Genomic DNA, 22073 nt, shown 5'->3' on the forward strand with positions numbered 1-22073 from the left:
TATTTCTCCTCCACTTTTTATAATTTCTCCGGATATACCAGTGCGTATACCAGATATCCTGCTAAAAGTATGATAATCGCTCCAAGTAAAATCATGATTCTTCATCCTCCTTTACTCTCTGAACTTTTACCTGCTTTTCGCACCAGTCAGCAAACAGCTTCATACTTCCAAAGCAGACGAGCAAAACAGCAACCATAATAACATCCATCATATGATTTCTTTGTATGGATTTTCCATACTCTCCTTTCTTCCTGATCTATACTTAGCTGAAATCTGTTGCAAGCTATTCTCTTCTGTAATCATCCATCCGGCCTAAATACCTTAAACATCTTTCATCCCTAACCTTTCCTTTAAGTACCCTAAGAATTTAGCATACCCAAAATAAAATAGGGATTATGAGTTATTCTCATCATGTTAAAATGGGATTAAAACTACTTCATCCATTGTATTTTGCCATAAGTCGAAATCGAATTTATAGACCAGCATGCATCTACATAAACTATTTTTATACTAGATTAAGAAGAAATTTTCATCGACTAATAATTAAAGCTGCCATACTGTAAATCAGTATGGCAGCTTCGACTGCTTCTATTCTCCATAATATACCTTCAATATCAGACTCTGCATCTCCTCACGTGTGGGAGAGATTGGGTTAAACGGCGTAGCTACATCACTCATCGCCTTATCTGTTAATTTCTCCAGCTCTTCTATAAATAATTGCTCGTCCTTCACCACTTCTTTCATACAAATCGGAATATGAATACGTCGATTCAATTCTGTTACTGCCTCCACAAGCGAGGGCTGTCCAACAAAACTTGACAGCTCATCATATTGCTTCTTCACTTCTCTCAACTGACTGTTAAACTCCAAACCATATGGAAGCACAACAGCGTTGGCCAGTCCATGAGGCACTCCATACTCCGCACCAAACGAATGAGCAATTCCGTGTACAATTCCTAGTCCAGAATTTGAAAATGCAATTCCCCCCATACAGGAGGCTGCAAGCATATTTGCCCTCGCTTCCAGATCGTCTCCCCTTTCATAGCAAAGTGCCAGATTTTGATATCCATATAGAAACGACGCGAGTGACATAGCTCTGGAAAATGGATTTGCCGTCGGTGTCACATAAGACTCAATAGCGTGAGTCAAAGCATCCATTCCCGATGCTGCCGTTAAGCTCTTTGGCATTGATACGGTAAATGAAGGGTCCAAAATAGCAACGTCAGGAACTAGGCGGCCATTCATATCCCGCACTGAGTACTTTTTCTTATGCACAGTATCTTTAATCAATGCAGCCCTCGTCGCCTCACTTCCTGTCCCAGCAGATGTCGGAATACAACATACTCTTGCCTTCTCCCTCAGATGCCTGATCGTATTAGGCGGCATCGTCTCTTCCAATGTCGTATAATCAGGATTCTCATAGAACACCCACATCGCCTTTGCGGCATCCATTGCTGAACCGCCGCCGAAACCGATCACCCAGTCCGGTTCGAATTCATTCATCCTTTCTGCGCCTTTTAGAATGGTCTGAAAACTCGGTTCCGGTTCCACCTCCGTATAGGCTTCACATGTAAAACCCGCCTCCGCCAATACATCGGCAACTCTCTTATAAGAACCAACTTCGATCAATATATCTCCACTCATCACGATGAATGCTCTTTTTCCACCCAATGTCTTCAGTGCCTGTACCGCATTCTCGCCACAATACATCTTTTCACAGCCTAATTTAATTGAATACATCTCTTTCCTTCCTTCTTAATACACAATACAGTTCTTTATTACCTTCTGTGCTGCATGTTCTAAGATTGCTTCTTCTAGATGTTCCAGAGGGTATTCATGCTGAATAAAATCATCGCTGGAAATAACTCCCATCTTCAAAAGTTCCAGCGCCGTCTGTACATGTCTCGGCGTCGTGTGAAACACACCTTTTATTGTCACCTGGGAGTAGTGAATGCGTGTCGCGTCCACCTGCAGGACACTTCCTGATTTCGTCCCTCCAAACAAAAGAACAAATCCGCCCTTTCTCGTCATCTCCACGCTCGTCTCCCATACTCCTATCAGACCTGTTGCCTCTATCACCACATCCGCTCCTCTGCCGCCAACGGTCAGTTCTTTGACTGCTGTGACAGTGTCATCCACTCCCGTCATGTTGACTGCCTTGTGAACTCCCATTTTTCTCGCCTGTTCCAGTCTGTTTTCTGCCATGTCCGTCACCAGAACCCTTGCTCCTCTTAGAACAGCAAGCCTCGCAAACATCAGTCCTATAGGCCCTGCCCCATTCACCACCACAGTATCTCCAAGATGAATCGGACATTCCTCAATTCCATATACCGCACAGGAAAACGGTTCCATAAGCGATGCTGTCTTGTGAGAAACTCTATCCCCCAATACAAACATGTTCTGTCTGACAATCCTCTCTGGAACCTTTACATATTCCGCATATGAGCCGCGGTTAAACAGCATATCTTCACACATGGAAGACAGGCCTCTCTTGCAGTAATAACACTCATTACAGGGGGCCGTATTATGCACGGCCACTCTGTCTCCTTCTTTAAATCCCTTTACTCGTTTTCCTACTGCGGCGATTACTCCTGAAAATTCATGTCCGAATGGGTGAGGCGGAACAAGAAGAGGATATCCTCGCTTATAAATCTTGACATCTGTTCCACAAGTCGTAGATATCTTGTTTTTGACAAGAACCTCACCGTCACCAATCTCTGGGATAGGACACTCCTCGATTCTCAATTCCTCCTGCCTGTATAAAACTGCTCTTCTCATTTTCATCGTTTTCTCCTGTGTGGATCAATAACAATTTGGTTCTTTACTCTCCCCGTCCTTCTTCGGCTGACCATATGACTGAAATCTCTCCATGACATTTTCCATCTCGCTATCGCTTAAAATTACCGGGTCCCCCACGCACATTGCACGAAACTGCATCTCTGCGCAGAACTCCATGTTGACTGCCAGACCAAATGCCTTACCGATATTAGGACCACACGTCAGCAGTCCGTGATTCGCAAGAAGAACCGCTTTCCCTTTTCCACACGCCTCTATCGCAGCCTCGGCAAGCTCCGGTGTGCCAAATGTGCGGTAAGGAGCACATGGAACTGTCGCTGTACCTGCTCCGCCGATCACATAATGCAACGCGCGAATCGGTTGATTAAGACACGCAAATGTTGTACAAAATGTAGAATGTGTATGTACCACTGCCTCCACATCCGGTTTATTTAGATAAAATACCGTGTGAAGTCCCCATTCGCTCGAAGGCTTTTTATCCCCTTCTACGATATTCCCGTGGAGATCCATGATGACCACATCCTCCGGCATAGTTTCAAAATATCCAATTCCTGACGGGCTTATGGCCATTAGCTGCTCTTTTCTATTATAGATACTGATATTTCCGCTTGTCCCTTTGCTAAGTCCCGATGAACTCATTTTCTTTCCATATTCAACCACAAGCTCTCTTTCCTTCTGTAATAACATATTAAGCTCTCCTTTTTGTCTTGTTCACTGTTTCAGCATAATCTGCCTGAGATTCACTACCATATCACTCTTTTTGGTCTCCCAGAAATCATTGATTACTCCCACGAGAAGCCTCGGAGATTTTGGAAGGGCGTCCACAACATTGCCGGCATTATGCGGTGTCAGTGTAATGTTATCCAGCTTCAGAATTGGGTCATCCTTGTCCAGAGGTTCATCCCAATATACATCCAATGCCGCTCCACCGATCGCCCTATTCTGAAGTGCTTCTATAAGGGCGTTCTTATCCAGTACCTTGGCTCTGGAAGTATTAATCAGGTAAGCAGTCGGCTTCATAAGGCCGATGATCTCTTTGTTGATACTGTTTTCTGTCTCCGGTGTCACCCGCAAATGAAGAGATACGATATCGGCTTCTTTGAAAACTTGCTCTTTTTCCTTCATCGTCACAGTTAGCCCTCTTTCATCCACAGATTCCTGCGTGACATATGGGTCATAGGCAATCACTTTCATCCCCATTCCGGTAACTTTCTCGGCAACCAGCCTCCCAATGTGACCCAGCCCCACGATTCCTACTGTCATCTCGCGCATTGCTGTTGTATATCCGGAATTCACATATTCTTTTCTCCATATCCCTTCTTTTAACGCTGCATGAGCTCTGGCAATATTTCTCGTCTCTGCAAACATAAGTCCCACCGTAAAATCAGACGTAGCCTCCGCATTTCTGATGACATGGATAACAGGGATATTTTTCTCTGTCGCCGCCTGAACATCTATATGCTCCATACCGCCCCTACACGTCCCGATCAGTTTCAGTTTTTTTCCTGCTTCGATCAGACGCCTTGATACCGGACAGAAATGAACCAGCAATATGTCCGCGTCTCTCACTTCCTCGTACAGCTCATTTGGGATTTCTTCCGCATCTGGTCCATTCATCTCCAAATTCAGTGCTTTCCGCTGAAAATCTTTTCTGTCTCTTGCCGGCCAGAACATTTCTATGATCTCCGCCTTCTCTCCCACATTCAGCGAAGACGCCGCCTGCGCAAGAAGAGCTTCACTTACGATAATATCTCCTACTGCTACAATTTTCATATTGATCCCTTTCCTAAATCCCTATCAAACTGTGTCTCCGCCTGACGCCGCCGCTGTCTTCTGGTATCCTGTCGCATTTCTCTCGAGATAATCCCATACTTTTGTCTTATTCTTCTTGAATAACACAAAACAAACTACATACAGTGCCACTACTGGAATAATAATTACTGGATTCATTGTCATAAACGCATACGTAATCAGACCAGCCGTACAATTAGACATGATAAATCCGATAATCATAACAGCACCTTCCGTCACCTCGAATCCAACCCCCACTGCAATCTCAGTGAATACTGCTGCCCAAGAGGATGCCATCAAAAGTTTCGCACAGAATACGATACACGCTGCCACCCAGGATTTAAAGATATTTCCATTCGACAGTGAAACCGGAACTTCCACCATATATGGCAGCGATGGGAGTACCATGACCGGAAGAACAATATTCCCCGGAAGAATAAATGCTAACAGCAGCGCGACCGGAATCACGAGCAAGCCTGTTGTCAGAGTTGCCGCCTCGCCATAACCCAACGCATCATTCACAGCAATGATAAACTCTCTGTCTTTTCCATATTTGGATTTCTTCAAAGTTTTTCTTGAGTAATCTGTGATTGTGGTAAACCCTGACGCAAATAGACCCGCAACCTTTGGAAAGATTGCCATAACTGCCGAACAGGTGACTGCCACATTCGCAATCTGTCCCCAGGACTCCATTGTATTAAGTGTAGTGATATTCCCAACTACACCCAAAATCACTCCGACAATCAAACCGACATACATCGGTTCTCCAAGGAAGCCCATCTTTTTCTTGATAGTCTCCGGCCTCAAATTAATCTTATCTGCACCGAGTTTGCCAAGTACCACATCCAATACAAGGTACATTGGTGCGTCTCCCATATGATGTGGTGCAATCATCGCACAGCCTGGATAATTATAATAGGTAGACCATCTCTTTTGAACTACTTCTGCGATCAGTAGCGTCACCAGATTAATGAAAAGCATCAAGACAAATGCCATTAACATATTTTTCTTAATCTGATAAAACATGGACCCCCATACAATGATAGAATAATTATTCCAGAGATCTGAAGGCTGGAAAATATCAGTAATCTTGACCAAAAAAATAATAATTTGGAAAATCAATCCTACCCCGATGAACATCATTCCAATATTTGTTGAATATGCTACCGACGCAACCGCCTGCCATCCTACATCTAATGCAGGTAGGTTGAGCCCTGTATTCTCGATCAGTTTATTCACCAGCTCCGACAGCACCGAACCAAATGCACTTGTGATAAACGCCATGCCCTTTAACCCTACCCCGATCAGTACGGCTGACATAAATGCTTTTTTCACTGGCGCTTTAAATATCAGACAAATGATAAAGATAATAATTGGAACTGTAATATAGTTTTCAAAAGTATCAAAAAATAGTTTTAATACATCCCACATAACACTACCTTTCCTCTCTCGTATTCACGTTCTAAAAACTTTCCCTTTCCTACAACTGTAGTTTCTCCACGACCTGCATCAGTTCTTCTATAAACTCTTCTTCGTTGATTCCTACCAAAAAACCTGTCGCATTCAGAATTGGAACTCCATAATCACCTTCTACTGGACTTGTATATACGATCATGTCGTAACCACCGCTTTGCATTGCACCAGGAACACCTCCTGGACTCACCTCTGTCGCTTCCATATCATATCCCTTCTCTGCAAATACGTCCTCAAGTTTGGACGATAGCATAGCAGAACTTACTGTTCCTGAACCGCATACTGACAACACTTTAATCGCTCTCATAATTTAGTCTCCTTTTCCTAATTTTATTCTTCCAAAGATTTCAAACACTCTAGTATCACCCGTTTATCCTTTGAATCTCTGATTTTTCTGAGCAGTTCCCCATTCTGTATAATCTTCATCATCTGCCTGAGCATATTGATCTGCATATCAGAATCCTTGATTACAAGCGGAATAACAACTTCACAGTCAAGCCACTGTTCTTTTGTCCCCATCGCGCAGAACTTCACAGGACTACTTGGAATGACAACCCCTATCGCCGGTTTATTCACATATGTATTATTCGTATGAGGAATTGCTATCGCTATGCCTTTTCCGGGAAGCCCTGTGGGATATACTCTCTCACGTTCCACAACTGCTTGTATATAAGGTTCCTTCACATATCCCTTCTGAAGAAACGCCTCTCCCGCAAGACGGATACATTCTTCTGCTGTCCTGACATCCGCATCCAGGATTACCAATTCTTCATCCAGTAATTTCACACCACATCACCTCTTTACTTTTTAGAATTATTATAGTTATCGATAACATAATTTGTAATAATATGATATCATTCTGCTTTTAATGCAAAAAGAACAGATTTTTTCACATTTTCCCAAATTAAATTTACAATTTTTATACCTATTATCGTTGGAAGATCAGAAAATTTCGTCGTTGTTCTATTGACCAAACACCGTAAAAATGATACCCGCAGCAATGATTACATATCCTGCAAGCCTTACATACTTTAATGTCCTCGTAATACCGTATCTTTCATAAGTATGATAATGTGTAAATACAAGAGGCCAAACAGACAGGCAAATGCCTATAATTACAGTGGGGATATACTTCCACCAACGATCGACCTCATTTCCTATCACAAACAGATTCATCCCTACACATACTGCAATGACGATATATGATATCAAACGGTACCTCCTATCCCACTCAATAAATCGTTTTGTATCGTTATAACACTGCACACTGCAACACAAAAGTTTTTCTTTTCTGTCCTTTCCCACCAATACGATCTGAGGTTTCTTCCCCAGTGGTTTCCCACAGTAAATACAAGTTGTCCTCATTGATCTCCCCCTTTATAGGATTTCCTCATAGTCCGCCATTCTTTCTTTCAGATACTGTTCCACCTCATCGGCAGCATCCATTTCAAAAACCTTTTGGACCGTCTTTTCCGCCTCTTTTTGTGAAATATGCTTAACAATATATTTAATATGTGATGCCTGTGAAGGAACCATACTCAACTCATCAATTCCAAGCCCCAACCATATGTATGTCATTCTTTCATCAGACGCAGCTTCTCCACAAATTCCCACCGGGATTCCTGCCCTATGCGCATTTTCAGCAACCATCCTCACAGCGCGAAGAACTGACAGATTACAGCTTTTGTACAAGTATTGTGTATGTTCATTCATACGGTCCGTTGCGGTAATATATTGAATCAGATCATTAGTTCCAATGCTAAAGAAGTCCGCCTCCTCAGCTAGTTTATCACTCAAAAGTACAGCCGCTGGCGTCTCCACCATAATCCCGACTCTTATCTCCGTGTCATAAGGGATATCCTGCTTGTCCAGTTCCCACTTACACTCCTCTACAAAAGTCTTTGCTCTCCTTAATTCTTCAAGATTTACGATCATAGGAAACATAATCGATACTTTTCCATATGCCGACGCGCGAAGTATTGCCCTTAACTGAGTTTTAAATATCTCTGTCCTGTCCAGAGATATTCTGATAGCACGATATCCCAAAAATGGATTTTGTTCCCTGGGTAGCTTCATATAATCAGCCTGTTTATCTCCTCCTATGTCCAGAGTACGTATAATCACCTCTTTTCCTCCCGCTTTTCTGGCCAATTCCTTGTATACCTCATATTGAAATTCTTCTGTCGGGTAATCATCCTGAGCCATATATAGAAATTCTGTGCGGAACAACCCCACTCCATCACAGCTTTCCATGTCCAACCCACGTACACTTTCCATATCTCCGGAATTGACACAGATATCTATCCTACGTCCGTCAATTGTAACTGCCCGTTCATTTTTTAACCGTTCGAAAAGCTCCCTTCTTTTCTCAGTTTTCTGTCTCTCTTTTTCATACTGTTTGAGAATCTCATCCTCCGGATTTAAAATTACTCTGCCCCCAGCACCATCAATGCAAATCGTTTCACCATCTCTAGTACGCTGCGTGATACCACTTACCCCTACCACGGCAGGGATACCAAGTGTTTTCGCGAGAATAACCGTGTGAGAAGTCCTGCCGCCTCTTTCTGTCACGAAACCTTTCAAGTATCTTTTATCCAAACGTACGGTATCAATAGGCGTGAGATCTTCCGCCACCAAAATAAAACTCTCTTTGATCTTTTCGATTTTTTCAGCAGGAGACTCTATCCCTTTCATCTTTTTAATCAGAGTATTACATACATTTTCAATATCCGTTCCTCTTTCCTTCATATAAGGATCATCCATACTCATAAACACTGCTGCCACACTTTTTTTCTCTTCTTCCAGCGCAAGCTCAATATTGATACGTTCTTCCCGCACACGTCTGATTGGTCTCTGAAAAAAGATTTCGTCGTTTACCATCTCTTTATACGCCTGAAGAATTGCGGCGGAATCCGCACCCGCATTGATCTTTGTCTCTTCCCACACTTCTTCTAGTTCTCTCCTGTAATCGTCTCTCGCTTTTTCTAATCTCTTCAGTTCTTCTTCCGGATTTTTAACTGTTCTAATTTCGGCAGTGTATTTCTGTTCCTTCAAGATGACGACCTTTCCTACCGCATACCCTACAGCCCCCTCTGAGCCTTTTATCTCAATCATATCGCTCCTCCTCACTAGTCTTTCATGACAGTTTCAAGCAGTTCCCTGCCCTCCCCACTGTCACAGTAATCATATATTTCTTTTAACAATGCAAAATGTGTTCTCTGGTCAATTGTCACGAAAAATATGAATATCTTGCCGGAAATATACTCTGTAATTGGAATAACGGTTTCTGAAACCACAACAGAAAATCCGACTGACCGGTTCATATCTCCTTGCATAGGACAATGAATCAACACGACATTCTTCTGAATTTCATAATATTTCAATCTGTGCCGGCGTATCATATTGTATAGCCTGTCATAAAGCCGTTTCCATGATTTTTCATGGACCGCAGTCTGACAGCCTTTTATAAGAAGTTCCTCCATATCACCGGTCTTTGGAATTTTCACGAAACATCCATCTTCCATATAGCCTCTGAAAGAAATTTGTTCTCCGATACTCTCCCGTTTCCCGTCCTCATATAAAATACGAAGAATATCAAAATATAACTCGTTCTTTTCAATCTGACCTGTTAGATTATCTTCTACGCTCGCTATAATTCTCTGTATTGTTCTATCATATCTGCCGACAATACCGTACTGATTTAATAGCTGAATGATCTTTCTCTTATCTTTATCTTGCAGAACTACTTCCGTAAAAATTGTATTTCTGTGTTGATTCAATATATCCGAATAGCTCGTCGACACGATGAGAGTATAATTATCTAATCTATATTTTTCAGCTTCCGAGACAATCCCGACTTCTATATCAGCGATATTTCCAAGCAATTCCTTTAACTGCTCCTTTACCAGAGTAGACGTAGCCATACCAGCTGCACACAATACTAATATTTTTGACTTATTTTCAACAGTATTCGTCACCACCTGCTTTTTTTCATCACTGATAAAATAAACAGCTAGATACGCAATTTCATCGTCCGTCAACGTCTGCGCCAACTCATCCGGCATGGCACGAACCGATCTTTCTGTGAACTCATATATCTCAGGATACATTCTCATAACATCTTTAAGCAGAGGATTTGTAGACTGCATGCCATATTTCAGACGATAGTACAATGGACGTATATGACCTCTTAGCCTGTTAGCCAATCTCTCTCTGTTTTCAAACGCTATACATGCAATTCTTTCAAAATTCTTTAGCAATGAAGCTGTAAAGCGATAGATATACAGGTTCTCTTGATCCTGCGATACAAACTGAGCGATCTTAATTCCCAGCAAAAGAGTCGCAATGTAATAAATCTCCGAGTTTGGTATTTCCAGGTTATATTCCTTCAGCTTCTGAAAACTCTTTTTCAATGACTGATATGGACATGTCACTGCCAGAGCTGCTCTCTCCTCCGCATTGAGAACTACCGTATACCCTTCCATACTTCTTATCCATGATACAAGTATCATGCTACATTCAAATTCCTCATTCTCTGAGACCAATTTAATATTTTCATCTTGTTCATACTGTTTAATCAGACATCTGGCAATCTCCCGGTAATCGTACTCTTCTCCAGATATCTTCGCGAGAGACTCCTGCATCCATTTTCCCAGGACAATTTTAGGTTGAAAATTCTCTAGCTTTTTTATCTGTTTTCCGATCATTTTTCTTATAGTGAATTCTTCACCTTGAAGCACATACCCTACTTTTATCGTACTCACAATAGAAATATCCAGTCCAATTAAGGCTGCTTTCCACTCTTTGATGTCCGTTAATATGGTATTTTTACTGACATCGAAGATTTTCTGCATTTTTTCAATCGTCACGACCTCCGTGGACAGTGATATAAAGATTAGTTCTAGTATTCTTCGTTCTTCTATCGAATAAAAATAACTCTCATTTCTTTTTATTCTATTAACCAGCTCATCCCTCCTATCGGAATCTATCGTGACCATTCGAGATTTAATCACCAGTTTTCCGAGTCCCTCACTGCTGAGCCAATCATTAATCTGCTCCACATCGTAATAAAATGTTCTGCGTGTAATATTTAGTTTTTCTGTAATCTGTTTTATCGAGCTACTTTCCGGGTTTTCTAATATAAACTTCAAAATATACGCCGACCTGCTTTTTAGTTCCACATCTACCATCCCCTTGCCGCGTCACGTTTTACATAGTAAGTTTTTATTCTTTCAGCTCTTCGATAAATCTACTGATCTGTTCTCCTGCTTCTTCTTCATCAACTCCTTCTACACGAAGCCTGATCGTCGTTCCTTGACTAACTCCTCCTGCCAAAATACTGATAATGCTCTTTGGATTGATCTCTGTATCTGGTGTTATAATCAATATATCGCTATCAAATTTTTGACATAGAACTGTCAAATCAGATGCCGGTCTAGCGTGAAGCCCTGTTTTGTTACTTACTTTAATCTGTCTTTCAAACATATATCGTTCCCTCCAAATAGATAAATTATCAATTCTAAATTCACTATAACATCTTTAGAAGCTCTGAAATATAGCATATGTTAGCACAGAAATTCTCTTAAATTTGTGAAAAAAACAGACTTCATCTATATTCCTAATTCCGAAAAGATCACTTCGATTACCTAAGAAATCTCAAATATTTTATCGTAGATAACGGCCGCACATTGACAATAACCCTTGCACAAATATTATCTTATGATCTATAAAACAAAACTGAACAAAGTGAGCAAGCCCACTTCAGCTCCTTCATCCCTTCAATCTTGAAATACACATCCTTGTAAAGCGTTTATATTATAAGGAAATACTTTTTTCACGCTAATTTAAAAAAGTATTTCCATTAACATAAAAAATCCAAAGGCTAGGCAACATAATATTATGTTGCCTAGCCTTTGGACATAAATAAGAATACATTTTATGATATTATAAAACTTTATCGTCTTTTCTTACTACTAGAAAACGCCATAAATCTTCTGATTCATGGCGTTTTTACGTTCCTGACTGGAGTCGAACCAGCGGCCTATTGCTTAGGAGGCAATCGCTCTATCCTGCTGAGCTACAGGAACCCATCTATATTATAACGATCTTATACAATCGTTACAACCCAATTATTCAATTTAAATCCTAATGAAACACTATTTTGGCATTCATCGCTCCATTCAACTGAGCTATGCTAAATTCCAAAAAACTGTCTTCTTGAATTAGACATAATCTGTCTAATTCAGCTAAAACATTATATCACAATTATTCCTATTTGAGAAGACTTTTTTCAATTTTATTCTTCTATTCTTTTACTGTCCACTTCATTTTCAATGGCAATTCTCACAATATTTTTATATGTCTTTTTTTTCACAACTTTTCAAAATCATATAGACTCTTTTTTCTTAAATTTTTAATGGCATATGTCAAATATTCATTGAGTTGTTTTAAAAATTAGCACAACAAGGCTAATTTTTTTCTCCTCTCAGCAGCTTGTCAGGCTAATTTTTTAAAACACTCTGCATTAAATAAACAAAAATCCTATTTTTTCGTTAAAAAATAAATATAATTTGTTAAGAATTAATAAATAGTTTTTTTATTTTTACCCTATTGACTTTTGCGCCTCGTCGGATTAGACTAAGTTTAGGTGAATGAATTGGGGCGTTCACAGCAGATTAACTAAAGCATTTTTAAGGAGGTATTTTTAACATGAATGCTTATATGCAAAGAGTTCTTGATACTGTAAAACAACGCGATGGAAATGAGCCAGAATTTATCCAGACTGTAGAAGAAGTTTTCAAATCTCTGGAAGTAGTTATTGAAAAACATCCAGAATACGAAAAAGCTGCTCTGTTAGAGAGAATGGTTGAACCTGATAGAATGTTCTCCTTCCGCGTTACCTGGACAGATGACAATGGGGTACCACATGTTAACCGTGGATATAGATGCCAGTTCAATGGCGCTATTGGACCTTACAAAGGTGGTTTAAGATTCCATCCTTCTGTGTATTCTGGAATCATCAAATTCCTCGGTTTTGAGCAGACTTTCAAAAACAGCTTGACCGGTCTTCCAATCGGCGGCGGCAAAGGTGGTTCTGACTTTGACCCAAGAGGAAAATCTGACGCAGAGATCATGCGTTTCTGTCAGGCATTTATGACTGAGCTCTACAAATACATTGGACCAGATGTAGACGTTCCTGCTGGTGATATTGGCGTAGGTGGACGTGAAATCGGTTATCTGTTTGGACAGTACAAGAGAATCAGAAGCGCTTTTGAAAATGGCGTTCTGACTGGTAAAGGATTAAGCTACGGTGGATCTCTGATTCGTCCAGAAGCTACCGGATTCGGCGCTGTATATTATGTAGTTGAAGTTCTGAAACACTTTGGAGAGGATATCAAAGGAAAGACTATCGCAGTTTCTGGCTTTGGTAATGTATCTTGGGGCGTTTGTAAAAAAGTTGCTGAGTTGGGCGGAAAAGTTGTTACCCTGTCTGGTCCAGACGGATACATCTATGATCCAGATGGTGTTACTACCCCTGAAAAGATCAACTACTTAGTGGAAATGCGTAACTCCGGACGTGATAAAGTTCAGGATTATGCTGATAAATTTGGTTGTGAATTCCATGCTGGTGAAAAACCATGGGGCGTTAAAGTTGATTTGATTATGCCTTGTGCTACTCAGAATGATGTCAACATGGAATGGGCAGAGAAGATCGTTGCAAATGGTGTTCCATACTACATCGAAGTAGCTAATATGCCTACCACCAATGACGCTCTGGAATATCTGCAGAAAAATTGTAAAGTGGTTGCTCCTTCTAAGGCAGTTAACGCCGGTGGTGTTGCAACATCAGCTCTGGAGATGTCTCAGAACTCCATGAGATATTCTTGGACAGAAGAAGAAGTAGACGCAAAATTAAAACAGATTATGAAAAATATCCATGATATGTCTGCATCCGCAGCTGAAGAGTATGGTCTTGGCTATGATTTGGTAGCTGGAGCAAATATTGCTGGATTTAAGAAAGTTGCTGATGCTATGATGTCAGAAGGATTAATCTAACAAAATTATATTGCAATCATCTCATTATACATAAGAGGCTGTCGCTTCAATATTTGAAGCGACAGTTTTCTTTTTGGTCTTTTCTCAAAACAGTTTCGATCATTTTATTTTGGATACCTATGGGAATCTCTCGAACAATTTCATTCTTTAGTTCTTGCTCTACTATAAACAAGGCAGATATGCAATCCCTAGATTCTCTCTTACAAGTTGTTTTATCGCCTCTGTACTGAAAAGATTGATTTCGCTTTCCAAAAGGATTTTTTTGTGCGTAGATACTCAATGATCTTTCTGTAATAACAGCTACCTTAATCGGCCAACAGGCATAATTTTTTCCGCTGGTCTCGAAAAATGAAATCTGTATCAATTACTTCAAGTTCTGTACTACAAATCAAAACAAATTCATCCTGTTGTAAACTTTCTGCTACAATTGTATCCCCATAACCTCCGATATTATAATGAATTCCAAGATCAACGACCACTCATTGCTTTTATTCGTATGTCATAACAAACGGTAGCGTTTATGGACAATTCCACTTAGTACCATCTTGGCAAAAATTTTTCAAAATCTGAGGCATTTGATTTGTGAACCACTTCAATCACATTATCAATATATGGAATCAGCCCTTTACCCGCTTGTGTGAGCTTCATTATACGTCCAATCTTTTCAAACAATTTGATAGAAAATTCCTGTTCTAGCTGATGCATTTGCGGAGTTACGGTGGACTGTGCATAGTTAAGATGTTCTGCCGCTTTTTGAAAGCTTCCAATTTCCAATATCGTCTTAATAGGATTTCTCTTCACGTGTATTGGAGTTGCACTTATATAAGGACAAAATTGGGAATTAGATGTATAGAATAGTGTTTTTGCTGGCTTAGAGCCGATCACACTCCTTTTTCTTTCGATTTGTGGTATATTGCTATTCAAGGCTTATTCTTGCTCACAGCTACAGTTCTCAACCCCAAAATGGAATGGCTTTGTATCCTTTCTTGCACGCCCGTTTGTCTCAATAGACAATCAGCCAGAATTGCTGTACATCAAAGTAAACTATATAGATAAGGATGGAAATTTGGAGGTTGCAAAAGATCAAGGAAAAGTTACAGGCTCTATTGGACTAATGGTATGCGGCAATGGCCTTGCCATCTTATAAAAGTTTCACGTATACAAACCTAACGAGGAAGTCCTCATTACTTAGGAAGTAAATTATATGAGACACTTTTAAACTTTGCAAAAGAGAATGGTATAAAAAGAATCATATTAGACACACCTAAAAATACAGACTGGCACATAGGTTCTAAGAAAAAGTAGGCTTTCAAAAAATCACCAAAGAAGAACTACCCATAGAACATGACTACCCATACAAGAACAGTGATTTCTTTTCTATAAATACTACTTCATAAAATAGCAAAATATGAAATTATCCACCTTTTCTAAATGAAAAGACATTAGCAAAGGTGGATAATTCTATATACTTACTTTTACATGAAAAATTCCAACATCACACGATAAAACTCTAAATTCATGGAAAAACCATATCCTTTTCTATACCTAAGCATAACTGCAAAACTGTATCTGCCCTTGCAGCCATATGATTCCTTTAAATCTTCTCCCCACCTTCGGTTCTCCCAACAAATCAGACTCATTAATACAGATATCAAACTGCATATCATTGCATTCTATAGTCATCTGATAAATCTTTTCGCCTGTCAGGATATTCCGAAAATCAACACAATCAATAATTTCTCCCATTACATTATACTTATCGCACTCAATTCCATAAGGCATAAAATAGGAATCTACAATTGTAAACACGTCTTCTTTTACAATTCTTCTAGAAATCATAGAGTATGTGTCGATATCATCCATAGTGAGGTTTTCCATTGCTGCTTCATCCCCATTTCGGGCTGCCGCTATCAGTGTCGATCTGTTTTTCGCAAGCTCTTTTTCCTTCGCAACCTGCTTCTGATCTTTCTTGACTGGAAGAAGAATTTTCCCTTCCTTCGCTAGCCCTGATAGAGTCAACGGCATATGATTTTGATCAAAATTATTCTTTTGCATCTCACTCACATACTCTGTACAATTCTGGAGATAGAAAATCATCGTCACCCCTATTCTAAGGTCATCACAGGCGCCTGCATAAGATTCTTTATCCGCATGTTTCTCGACGATCACACTTTCCTGAGTGGTGATTCCTGTGCCGCGAAAAAACGGATAATAGTACTCCATGTGGAACTGATTCTCTTCATCATATTCTCCACACACAGTAATTCCACAGTCACATCCGTAATTTTTAGAAAACTCAGCATACAAATGTTCTGGATGAGACTCTGCAACATATTTCTCATCATAGTTCTTTACTACTTCTTCCAAAATCTCATTCAACTCAGCTTTGCTTAAGCTGGAGAATCCTATGGTCTTCAGATAGCTATGCAAATCTATCACCTCCCGGAAATATTTAAGATTTCCTTAATTCTTCTTCTCGATTTTCTTCATACCGCCCATATATGGCTGCAACGCCACTGGGATACTCACAGAACCATCCGCATTCAAGTTATTCTCCAAAAATGCAATTAGCATTCTAGGAGGTGCAACTACGGTATTATTTAGTGTATGCGCCAAATACTTGCCTTTCTCACCATTTACACGAATTTTCAGACGGCGTGCCTGAGCATCCCCCAAATTTGAGCAGCTGCCCACCTCAAAATATTTTTTCTGTCTCGGAGACCAGGCTTCTACATCTACAGATTTAACTTTTAAATCTGCCAAATCACCCGAACAGCATTCTAAAGTCCGTACAGGAATATCCAAAGAGCGGAACAGATCTACCGTATTCTGCCACAATTTATCAAACCACATTGGGCTTTCTTCAGGTTTACATACTACAATCATCTCCTGCTTCTCAAATTGATGAATACGATACACTCCCCTCTCTTCAAGACCATGTGCACCTTTTTCTTTTCTAAAACAAGGAGAATAACTGGTTAAGGTCTGAGGAAGCGTATTCTCAGGTATGATTGTATCAATAAATTTTCCTATCATGGAGTGTTCGCTAGTCCCAATGAGATATAAATCCTCACCCTCTATCTTATACATCATTGCGTCCATCTCAGCAAAACTCATGACACCAGTGACCACGTTACTGCGAATCATAAATGGTGGCACACAATAAGTAAAACCTCTATCAATCATAAAATCACGTGCATAAGAAATCACTGCCGAATGAAGTCTAGCAATATCTCCCATCAAATAGTAAAATCCGTTTCCAGCAACCCTTCTGGCACTGTCCAAATCTATTCCCTGAAAACTTTCCATTATTTCAGTGTGATAAGGAATCTCAAATTCTGGTACTATCGGCTCCCCAAATTTCTCAACTTCCACATTTTCACTGTCATCTTTGCCAATCGGAACAGAAGGGTCAATGATATTTGGAATCACCATCATATTTCGGAGAAGCTTTTCTTCCACTTCTTTTTCTTTAGTAGAAAGCTCCTCAATACGATTTCCCGATTCAGCTACCTGTTTTTTGACTTCCTCCGCCTCTTCTTTCTTCCCTTGTCCCATTAATGCTCCGATTTGCTTAGAAATTTTATTTCTCTGGGCTCTCAGCGCTTCTACTTCCTGTTTAATCTCTCTATTCTGCTTGTCCAGCTCCAAAACCTCATCTACCAGCGGCAGCTTGCTGTCCTGAAACTTATTTTTGATGTTTTGTTTTACAAGCTCTGGATTTTCCCTTACAAATTTTATATCTAACATTTTATATCCTCCTTCGGAATTTATTCTTTTTTCATTTGGTTTGATGAAACGTCTTTTTTACTTTTCTCTGTAACTTCCTCTAAATCTTCAATTCCATAATTAACAGCTCTTCGAAGTGCTTCCACTTCTTCCTGACTGAGCATCACATAAGATTCTCCCTTTACAATCTCTTTGAGATACAAAAAGCAGTTATCTCTACTGTGCACAGCATTTAAAACCAATCCAGAATTATTTTTATCTAACATCGCCAGTGCAAAGCTTAGCTTTCCTCCGACATCGTCAAAGGCATCATACTTCTCAACTCCATATTTGCTGAAAATTCTCTGAAAATTTTTTTGCAGTTGATTGTTTTCTTTCATATATCTTTCTGTCAATTCTGAAAGCTTATCAATCTGCGCCATCTTTCTGGCGAAAGTAATTTCCAGAGATTTTGCATCCTTACCTTTCATAAATATCTTATATTTATGTTCCAACCTTGACAAACGCAAGTTTGTACTAATCAGACATACCAAGAGTATAACCACCAGAACCATTAATATAATCACAACGATTCCAGTATCAATCCCCATTGAACTAAAAAGATCACTCATTCTTTGAACCTCCCTACCCTATGGTTTCGAAAAGCTCAATAATACGCTCTAATTCGTCTCTAGAATAGTATTCGATTTCGATCTTTCCTTTATTATTTTTTTTACGATTTATGATTACTTTTGTCCCCATAATCCCTTTCATTTTTTCTTCCAGACTTTCATAGATCGCATCTTCTGCTGTATCCTTTTTCATAGGTTTTTCTTTTTTAGATTCTAAAATGGATTTTACCAGCTTTTCAGTCTCACGTACACTCAATTTTTCATCGAATACCTTATTCGCTATTTTTATCTGAAGCTCTCTGTCTGATATCCCTAAAAGTGCTCTTGCATGACCTGCCGTAATCATTTCGTCAATCAGCATCTGCTGTACTTCACTTTCCAACTTTAGCAGACGCATTACATTTGTAACGGCAGTGCGACTCTTTGACACGCGGTCTGCAACTTCATCCTGCTTTAAATGAAATTCATCTAAAAGCCGTTTGAAAGCCATAGCCTCCTCAATGGGATTCAAATCTTCTCTCTGAATATTCTCAATTAAAGATATCTCCACTGTCTCCTGCTTGCTAAGCTCTTTTATAATTACTGGAACTTCTTTTAATCCGGCAAGCTTAGCCGCGCGCCATCTTCTCTCCCCTGCAATTATCTCATAATAATCCTTTTTATCGGACACAACTAGCGGCTGCAAAACTCCGTACTGTTTAATGGACTCTGAAAGTTCCAAAAGTGAATCTTCATCAAATTGTTTCCTTGGTTGTTCTCTATTTGGTTCCACCTTGGAAATCTTTACTTTCACCTCACCAGTTGGAACCACATAATCTCTTACATTCTTTTCACTTTCTTGCTCCATGGAGACTATCGTCTTGGTTGTCCTACTACTCTTTTTTGTCGTTCCAGTATGATTGTCTGGAATCATAACATCCAGACCTCTGCCAAGACCTCTCTTCATAGCCATTATTCACCACCCTCTCTATTTATCACTTCTTCTGCTAATAACCTATAGCTCTCTGCTCCTGTAGATTTAGGATCATACATATTAATGGGCAATCCATAACTTGGTGCTTCTGCTAACCGCACATTTCGCGGTATAATTGTCTTATAAATATTTTGATTCAAATTTTCTTTAACATTTTCTACGACTTCCAATGACAAATTTGTTCTAGCATCATACATAGTAAACACTACGCCCTCTATCTCTAACTTCTTATTCAGCCTCTCTTGAACCAATTCAATTGTATGAATAAGCTGTGAAAGACCTTCCAATGCATAATATTCACACTGTATGGGAACTAACACCGAATCGGCTGCTGTTAACGCATTAATTGTTAACATACTCAATGAAGGCGGACAGTCCATAATAATATAGTCATAGCCTTCTTTAATTCTCTCCAAAACATTTTTTAGAATATACTCACGCTCTTCTATTCCGACTAATTCAATTTCCGCCCCAGAAAGGTTCACATTTGAAGGAATCAAGTCCACACGCTCTACTACATTTTCAATAATACAATCTTTTGGATCACAATCACCCAACAATAATTCATATAACGTATATTCCACTCCATTTTTATCCGTTCCCAAACCGCTGGTTGTATTGCCCTGCGGATCAATATCAACTGTGAGAACTCTTTTACCAGCTTCAGCCAGACACGCGGACAAATTAATTGCCGTTGTCGATTTACCGACCCCGCCTTTCTGATTTGCTATTGCAATCGTTCTACCCACTACTATTCCTCCAATTTTTTATAAGGATAGTAGTATTATAGCACTTTTCATTTTCTATATCTACAAAATCGAAAAAATGTTTCACGTGAAACATGAAAGAAAAACTCTATTTATTTTGTTCTAAAATTATGCATTTTCACGAAACACTTGGTATGTTTCACGTGAAACATTCTACCTTCTATTTTACCTATGTATTTATGCACTCTAAATTTATTTTATAACTTAATTCTAAATTTTATATATCTAACATATATGGTTTATTCCTTTCCCAAATATAAACTGTGCTTAACCGAACAAAAGATACTATATCACGTTTCTTTGATATTTCACTTGCATATTTATCTATCAATTATTTTAGTACAAATCCTCATAACAATACACATAATTTGCTTTCTGTGTTACCATATACCACGTTTACTATAAATACAGATTTTTTATACTGATATTGATTACATGCTCTTAGTTTAACCTGCTCTTTTTTTACTCTGTCAAATTTTTCTGTCCATATCATCCACAAAATATTACAATATCAATTAAATTCCCTACCATCATTTTCTCTATCCCTTCGTAAATTTTTACGATTCAAAGCTCTCAAAACTGTAAATCTTCTTTACTTTTTATAGATCTGTTTCACTGACCTTGAGATCTACAGATGAAAAAGTCCCCCTACATACCTCTAACTCTTTTACTGAAATATAAGACACACCGGACAAAAAATATGCTCTATAATTAAGAAAGATTTTCATTCCTAATTGTCTTTGGGAAAAGTTGTGAATACTTCCATAAATCTCAAATCTTTATAAACTTATTGTATATTAAGTCTCAATGACGTATAATAATAATATAATTTATTACATAACGGAGGCGCCTAAATGAAAAAACACAAACGTAAACTTATCACTTTAGGAATTCTTTTTACATCCGCCACTGCCATTATTCATATTATCAATCGCATCATTGCAGCATCCTCTATTTTGAAAGATACGCTTCACGTATATAATAAGAACTATTTTGATTGGAGATTTGGTCAAATTTATTATACAAAACATGGTCAGGGTTCTCCTGTCCTATTAATTCATGATCTGACTCCTGGCGGTTCTGCGTATGAATGGCACAAAATTGAAAAAGATTTGTCACAAAACCATACTGTTTACACCCTCGATTTACTGGGATGTGGACGTTCAGACAAGCCTAAAATCACTTACACAAATTTCATCTATGTACAACTAATCAATGACTTTATTAAAAAAGTTATAGGTGAAAAGACAACTGTAATAGCCAGCGGTTATTCTGGATCTTTTACTATTATGGCCTGTCACAGCGAAAAATCTCTTTTTAATAAGATTTTTTTAGTAAATCCGCCCAGCCTATACTGCTTAAATCAATCTCCCGATAAGAAAAGTAAACTTAGAAAATTTGCTATAGAAATTCCTATTTTTGGTACACTCATCTACAATATGCTAACTTCCAGAGAAAACGTGACAACACTATTTATGGAAAATTATTATTTTAATCCATTCCATGTAACCTCTGAAAATGTGGACGCATACTATGAGGCAGCTCACCGCGAAAAAGAAGGAAGCTCTAAATACTTATTTGCAAGTATAACTGGAAAATTCTTGAATTTAAATATTGTTCACGGACTTCGCTCTATCAATCAGAGTATTGTAATTCTAGAAGGCGAAGAAGAACCAGGTGGAAAGGAAATCTCTGAAAACTACGTGGAATACAACCCTGCCATCGAAACCACTATCATAGGCTATTCAAAACATTTTCCACACCTTGAAAATCCATCTGAGTTTTTAAATACTCTAAAAATCTATAGCAAAAGCGAATAAAAAAGAATCCTGCTTGCAGGATTTCTCCGCCTATGGCAAGGCACAAATCACCATCTTC

Annotated in this window: 20 protein-coding genes and 1 tRNA gene; 2 read left to right on the plus strand and 19 right to left on the minus strand. The window is 39.1% G+C overall.

Annotation, left to right across the window (positions count from 1 at the left end):
- Window positions 1–17: 17 nt before the first annotated feature.
- The 13 genes from kdpF to BLHYD_RS17095 form a co-directional block, all read right to left on the minus strand.
- Window positions 18–95: a K(+)-transporting ATPase subunit F gene (kdpF, locus tag BLHYD_RS17570; RefSeq protein WP_081447179.1), complete on the minus strand. Its 78-nt coding sequence runs from the start codon at window positions 93–95 to the stop codon at window positions 18–20.
- Window positions 96–588: 493 nt separating this feature from the next.
- Entirely contained in the window at window positions 589–1740 is a 1152-nt protein-coding gene (locus tag BLHYD_RS17040) for an iron-containing alcohol dehydrogenase (protein ID WP_005952313.1), read from the minus strand.
- Window positions 1741–1755: 15 nt separating this feature from the next.
- On the minus strand, window positions 1756–2784 hold the full coding sequence (locus BLHYD_RS17045) for an alcohol dehydrogenase catalytic domain-containing protein (RefSeq protein ID WP_005952315.1): 1029 nt from the start codon (window positions 2782–2784) through the stop codon (window positions 1756–1758).
- A gap of 18 nt (window positions 2785–2802) precedes the next feature.
- Window positions 2803–3483 (minus strand): L-fuculose-phosphate aldolase, encoded by a 681-nt coding sequence (locus BLHYD_RS17050; RefSeq protein ID WP_005952317.1) that lies wholly within the window; start codon window positions 3481–3483, stop codon window positions 2803–2805.
- Between the two features lie 24 nt (window positions 3484–3507).
- Entirely contained in the window at window positions 3508–4569 is a 1062-nt protein-coding gene (locus BLHYD_RS17055; RefSeq protein WP_005952319.1) for a 2-hydroxyacid dehydrogenase, read from the minus strand.
- A 24-nt stretch (window positions 4570–4593) separates the two neighbouring features.
- On the minus strand, window positions 4594–6018 hold the full coding sequence (locus BLHYD_RS17060; RefSeq protein WP_005952321.1) for a PTS galactitol transporter subunit IIC: 1425 nt from the start codon (window positions 6016–6018) through the stop codon (window positions 4594–4596).
- 49 nt (window positions 6019–6067) lie between these two features.
- On the minus strand, window positions 6068–6367 hold the full coding sequence (locus BLHYD_RS17065) for a PTS sugar transporter subunit IIB (protein ID WP_021844431.1): 300 nt from the start codon (window positions 6365–6367) through the stop codon (window positions 6068–6070).
- A 23-nt stretch (window positions 6368–6390) separates the two neighbouring features.
- Window positions 6391–6846, minus strand: a complete 456-nt coding sequence (locus BLHYD_RS17070) for a PTS sugar transporter subunit IIA (protein ID WP_005952325.1) — start codon at window positions 6844–6846, stop codon at window positions 6391–6393.
- Window positions 6847–7023: 177 nt separating this feature from the next.
- The gene (locus tag BLHYD_RS17075) at window positions 7024–7425 is read right to left on the minus strand and encodes a hypothetical protein (protein WP_005952329.1); all 402 of its coding nucleotides are present in this window, start codon (window positions 7423–7425) and stop codon (window positions 7024–7026) included.
- A 12-nt stretch (window positions 7426–7437) separates the two neighbouring features.
- Window positions 7438–9174 (minus strand): phosphoenolpyruvate--protein phosphotransferase, encoded by a 1737-nt coding sequence (ptsP, locus tag BLHYD_RS17080; protein WP_005952331.1) that lies wholly within the window; start codon window positions 9172–9174, stop codon window positions 7438–7440.
- A gap of 14 nt (window positions 9175–9188) precedes the next feature.
- On the minus strand, window positions 9189–11249 hold the full coding sequence (locus tag BLHYD_RS17085) for a BglG family transcription antiterminator (RefSeq protein ID WP_005952333.1): 2061 nt from the start codon (window positions 11247–11249) through the stop codon (window positions 9189–9191).
- Window positions 11250–11283: 34 nt separating this feature from the next.
- A complete protein-coding gene (locus BLHYD_RS17090; RefSeq protein WP_005952335.1) occupies window positions 11284–11544 on the minus strand; it encodes an HPr family phosphocarrier protein in 261 nt (86 codons plus the stop codon).
- A gap of 528 nt (window positions 11545–12072) precedes the next feature.
- A tRNA-Arg gene (locus tag BLHYD_RS17095) sits at window positions 12073–12146 on the minus strand.
- Between the two features lie 622 nt (window positions 12147–12768).
- Between BLHYD_RS17095 and gdhA the strand changes: the two genes are divergently transcribed.
- A complete protein-coding gene (gdhA, locus tag BLHYD_RS17100) occupies window positions 12769–14115 on the plus strand; it encodes an NADP-specific glutamate dehydrogenase (protein WP_005952338.1) in 1347 nt (448 codons plus the stop codon).
- A gap of 534 nt (window positions 14116–14649) precedes the next feature.
- Here gdhA and BLHYD_RS17105 read toward each other — a convergent pair.
- From BLHYD_RS17105 to BLHYD_RS17130, 6 genes are all read right to left on the minus strand, one after another.
- On the minus strand, window positions 14650–15000 hold the full coding sequence (locus tag BLHYD_RS17105) for a helix-turn-helix domain-containing protein (protein WP_242648416.1): 351 nt from the start codon (window positions 14998–15000) through the stop codon (window positions 14650–14652).
- A gap of 660 nt (window positions 15001–15660) precedes the next feature.
- Window positions 15661–16545: a DUF3881 family protein gene (locus BLHYD_RS17110; RefSeq protein ID WP_021844436.1), complete on the minus strand. Its 885-nt coding sequence runs from the start codon at window positions 16543–16545 to the stop codon at window positions 15661–15663.
- 33 nt (window positions 16546–16578) lie between these two features.
- Entirely contained in the window at window positions 16579–17865 is a 1287-nt protein-coding gene (gene serS, locus BLHYD_RS17115) for a serine--tRNA ligase (RefSeq protein WP_005952348.1), read from the minus strand.
- A gap of 20 nt (window positions 17866–17885) precedes the next feature.
- Window positions 17886–18455 (minus strand): DUF4446 family protein, encoded by a 570-nt coding sequence (locus BLHYD_RS17120; RefSeq protein ID WP_005952350.1) that lies wholly within the window; start codon window positions 18453–18455, stop codon window positions 17886–17888.
- Between the two features lie 13 nt (window positions 18456–18468).
- Window positions 18469–19407: a ParB/RepB/Spo0J family partition protein gene (locus tag BLHYD_RS17125; protein WP_005952352.1), complete on the minus strand. Its 939-nt coding sequence runs from the start codon at window positions 19405–19407 to the stop codon at window positions 18469–18471.
- Window positions 19407–20177 (minus strand): ParA family protein, encoded by a 771-nt coding sequence (locus tag BLHYD_RS17130; RefSeq protein ID WP_005952354.1) that lies wholly within the window; start codon window positions 20175–20177, stop codon window positions 19407–19409. The genes BLHYD_RS17125 and BLHYD_RS17130 overlap by 1 nt, the downstream gene beginning before the upstream one ends.
- Before the next feature lie 872 nt (window positions 20178–21049).
- Between BLHYD_RS17130 and BLHYD_RS17135 the strand changes: the two genes are divergently transcribed.
- Window positions 21050–22015, plus strand: coding sequence for an alpha/beta fold hydrolase (locus tag BLHYD_RS17135; protein WP_005952356.1), 966 nt, complete (start codon window positions 21050–21052; stop codon window positions 22013–22015).
- The last annotated feature ends 58 nt before the right edge of the window (window positions 22016–22073 follow it).

This window comes from Blautia hydrogenotrophica DSM 10507, assembly GCF_034356035.1.
GTDB lineage: Bacteria > Bacillota > Clostridia > Lachnospirales > Lachnospiraceae > Blautia_A > Blautia_A hydrogenotrophica.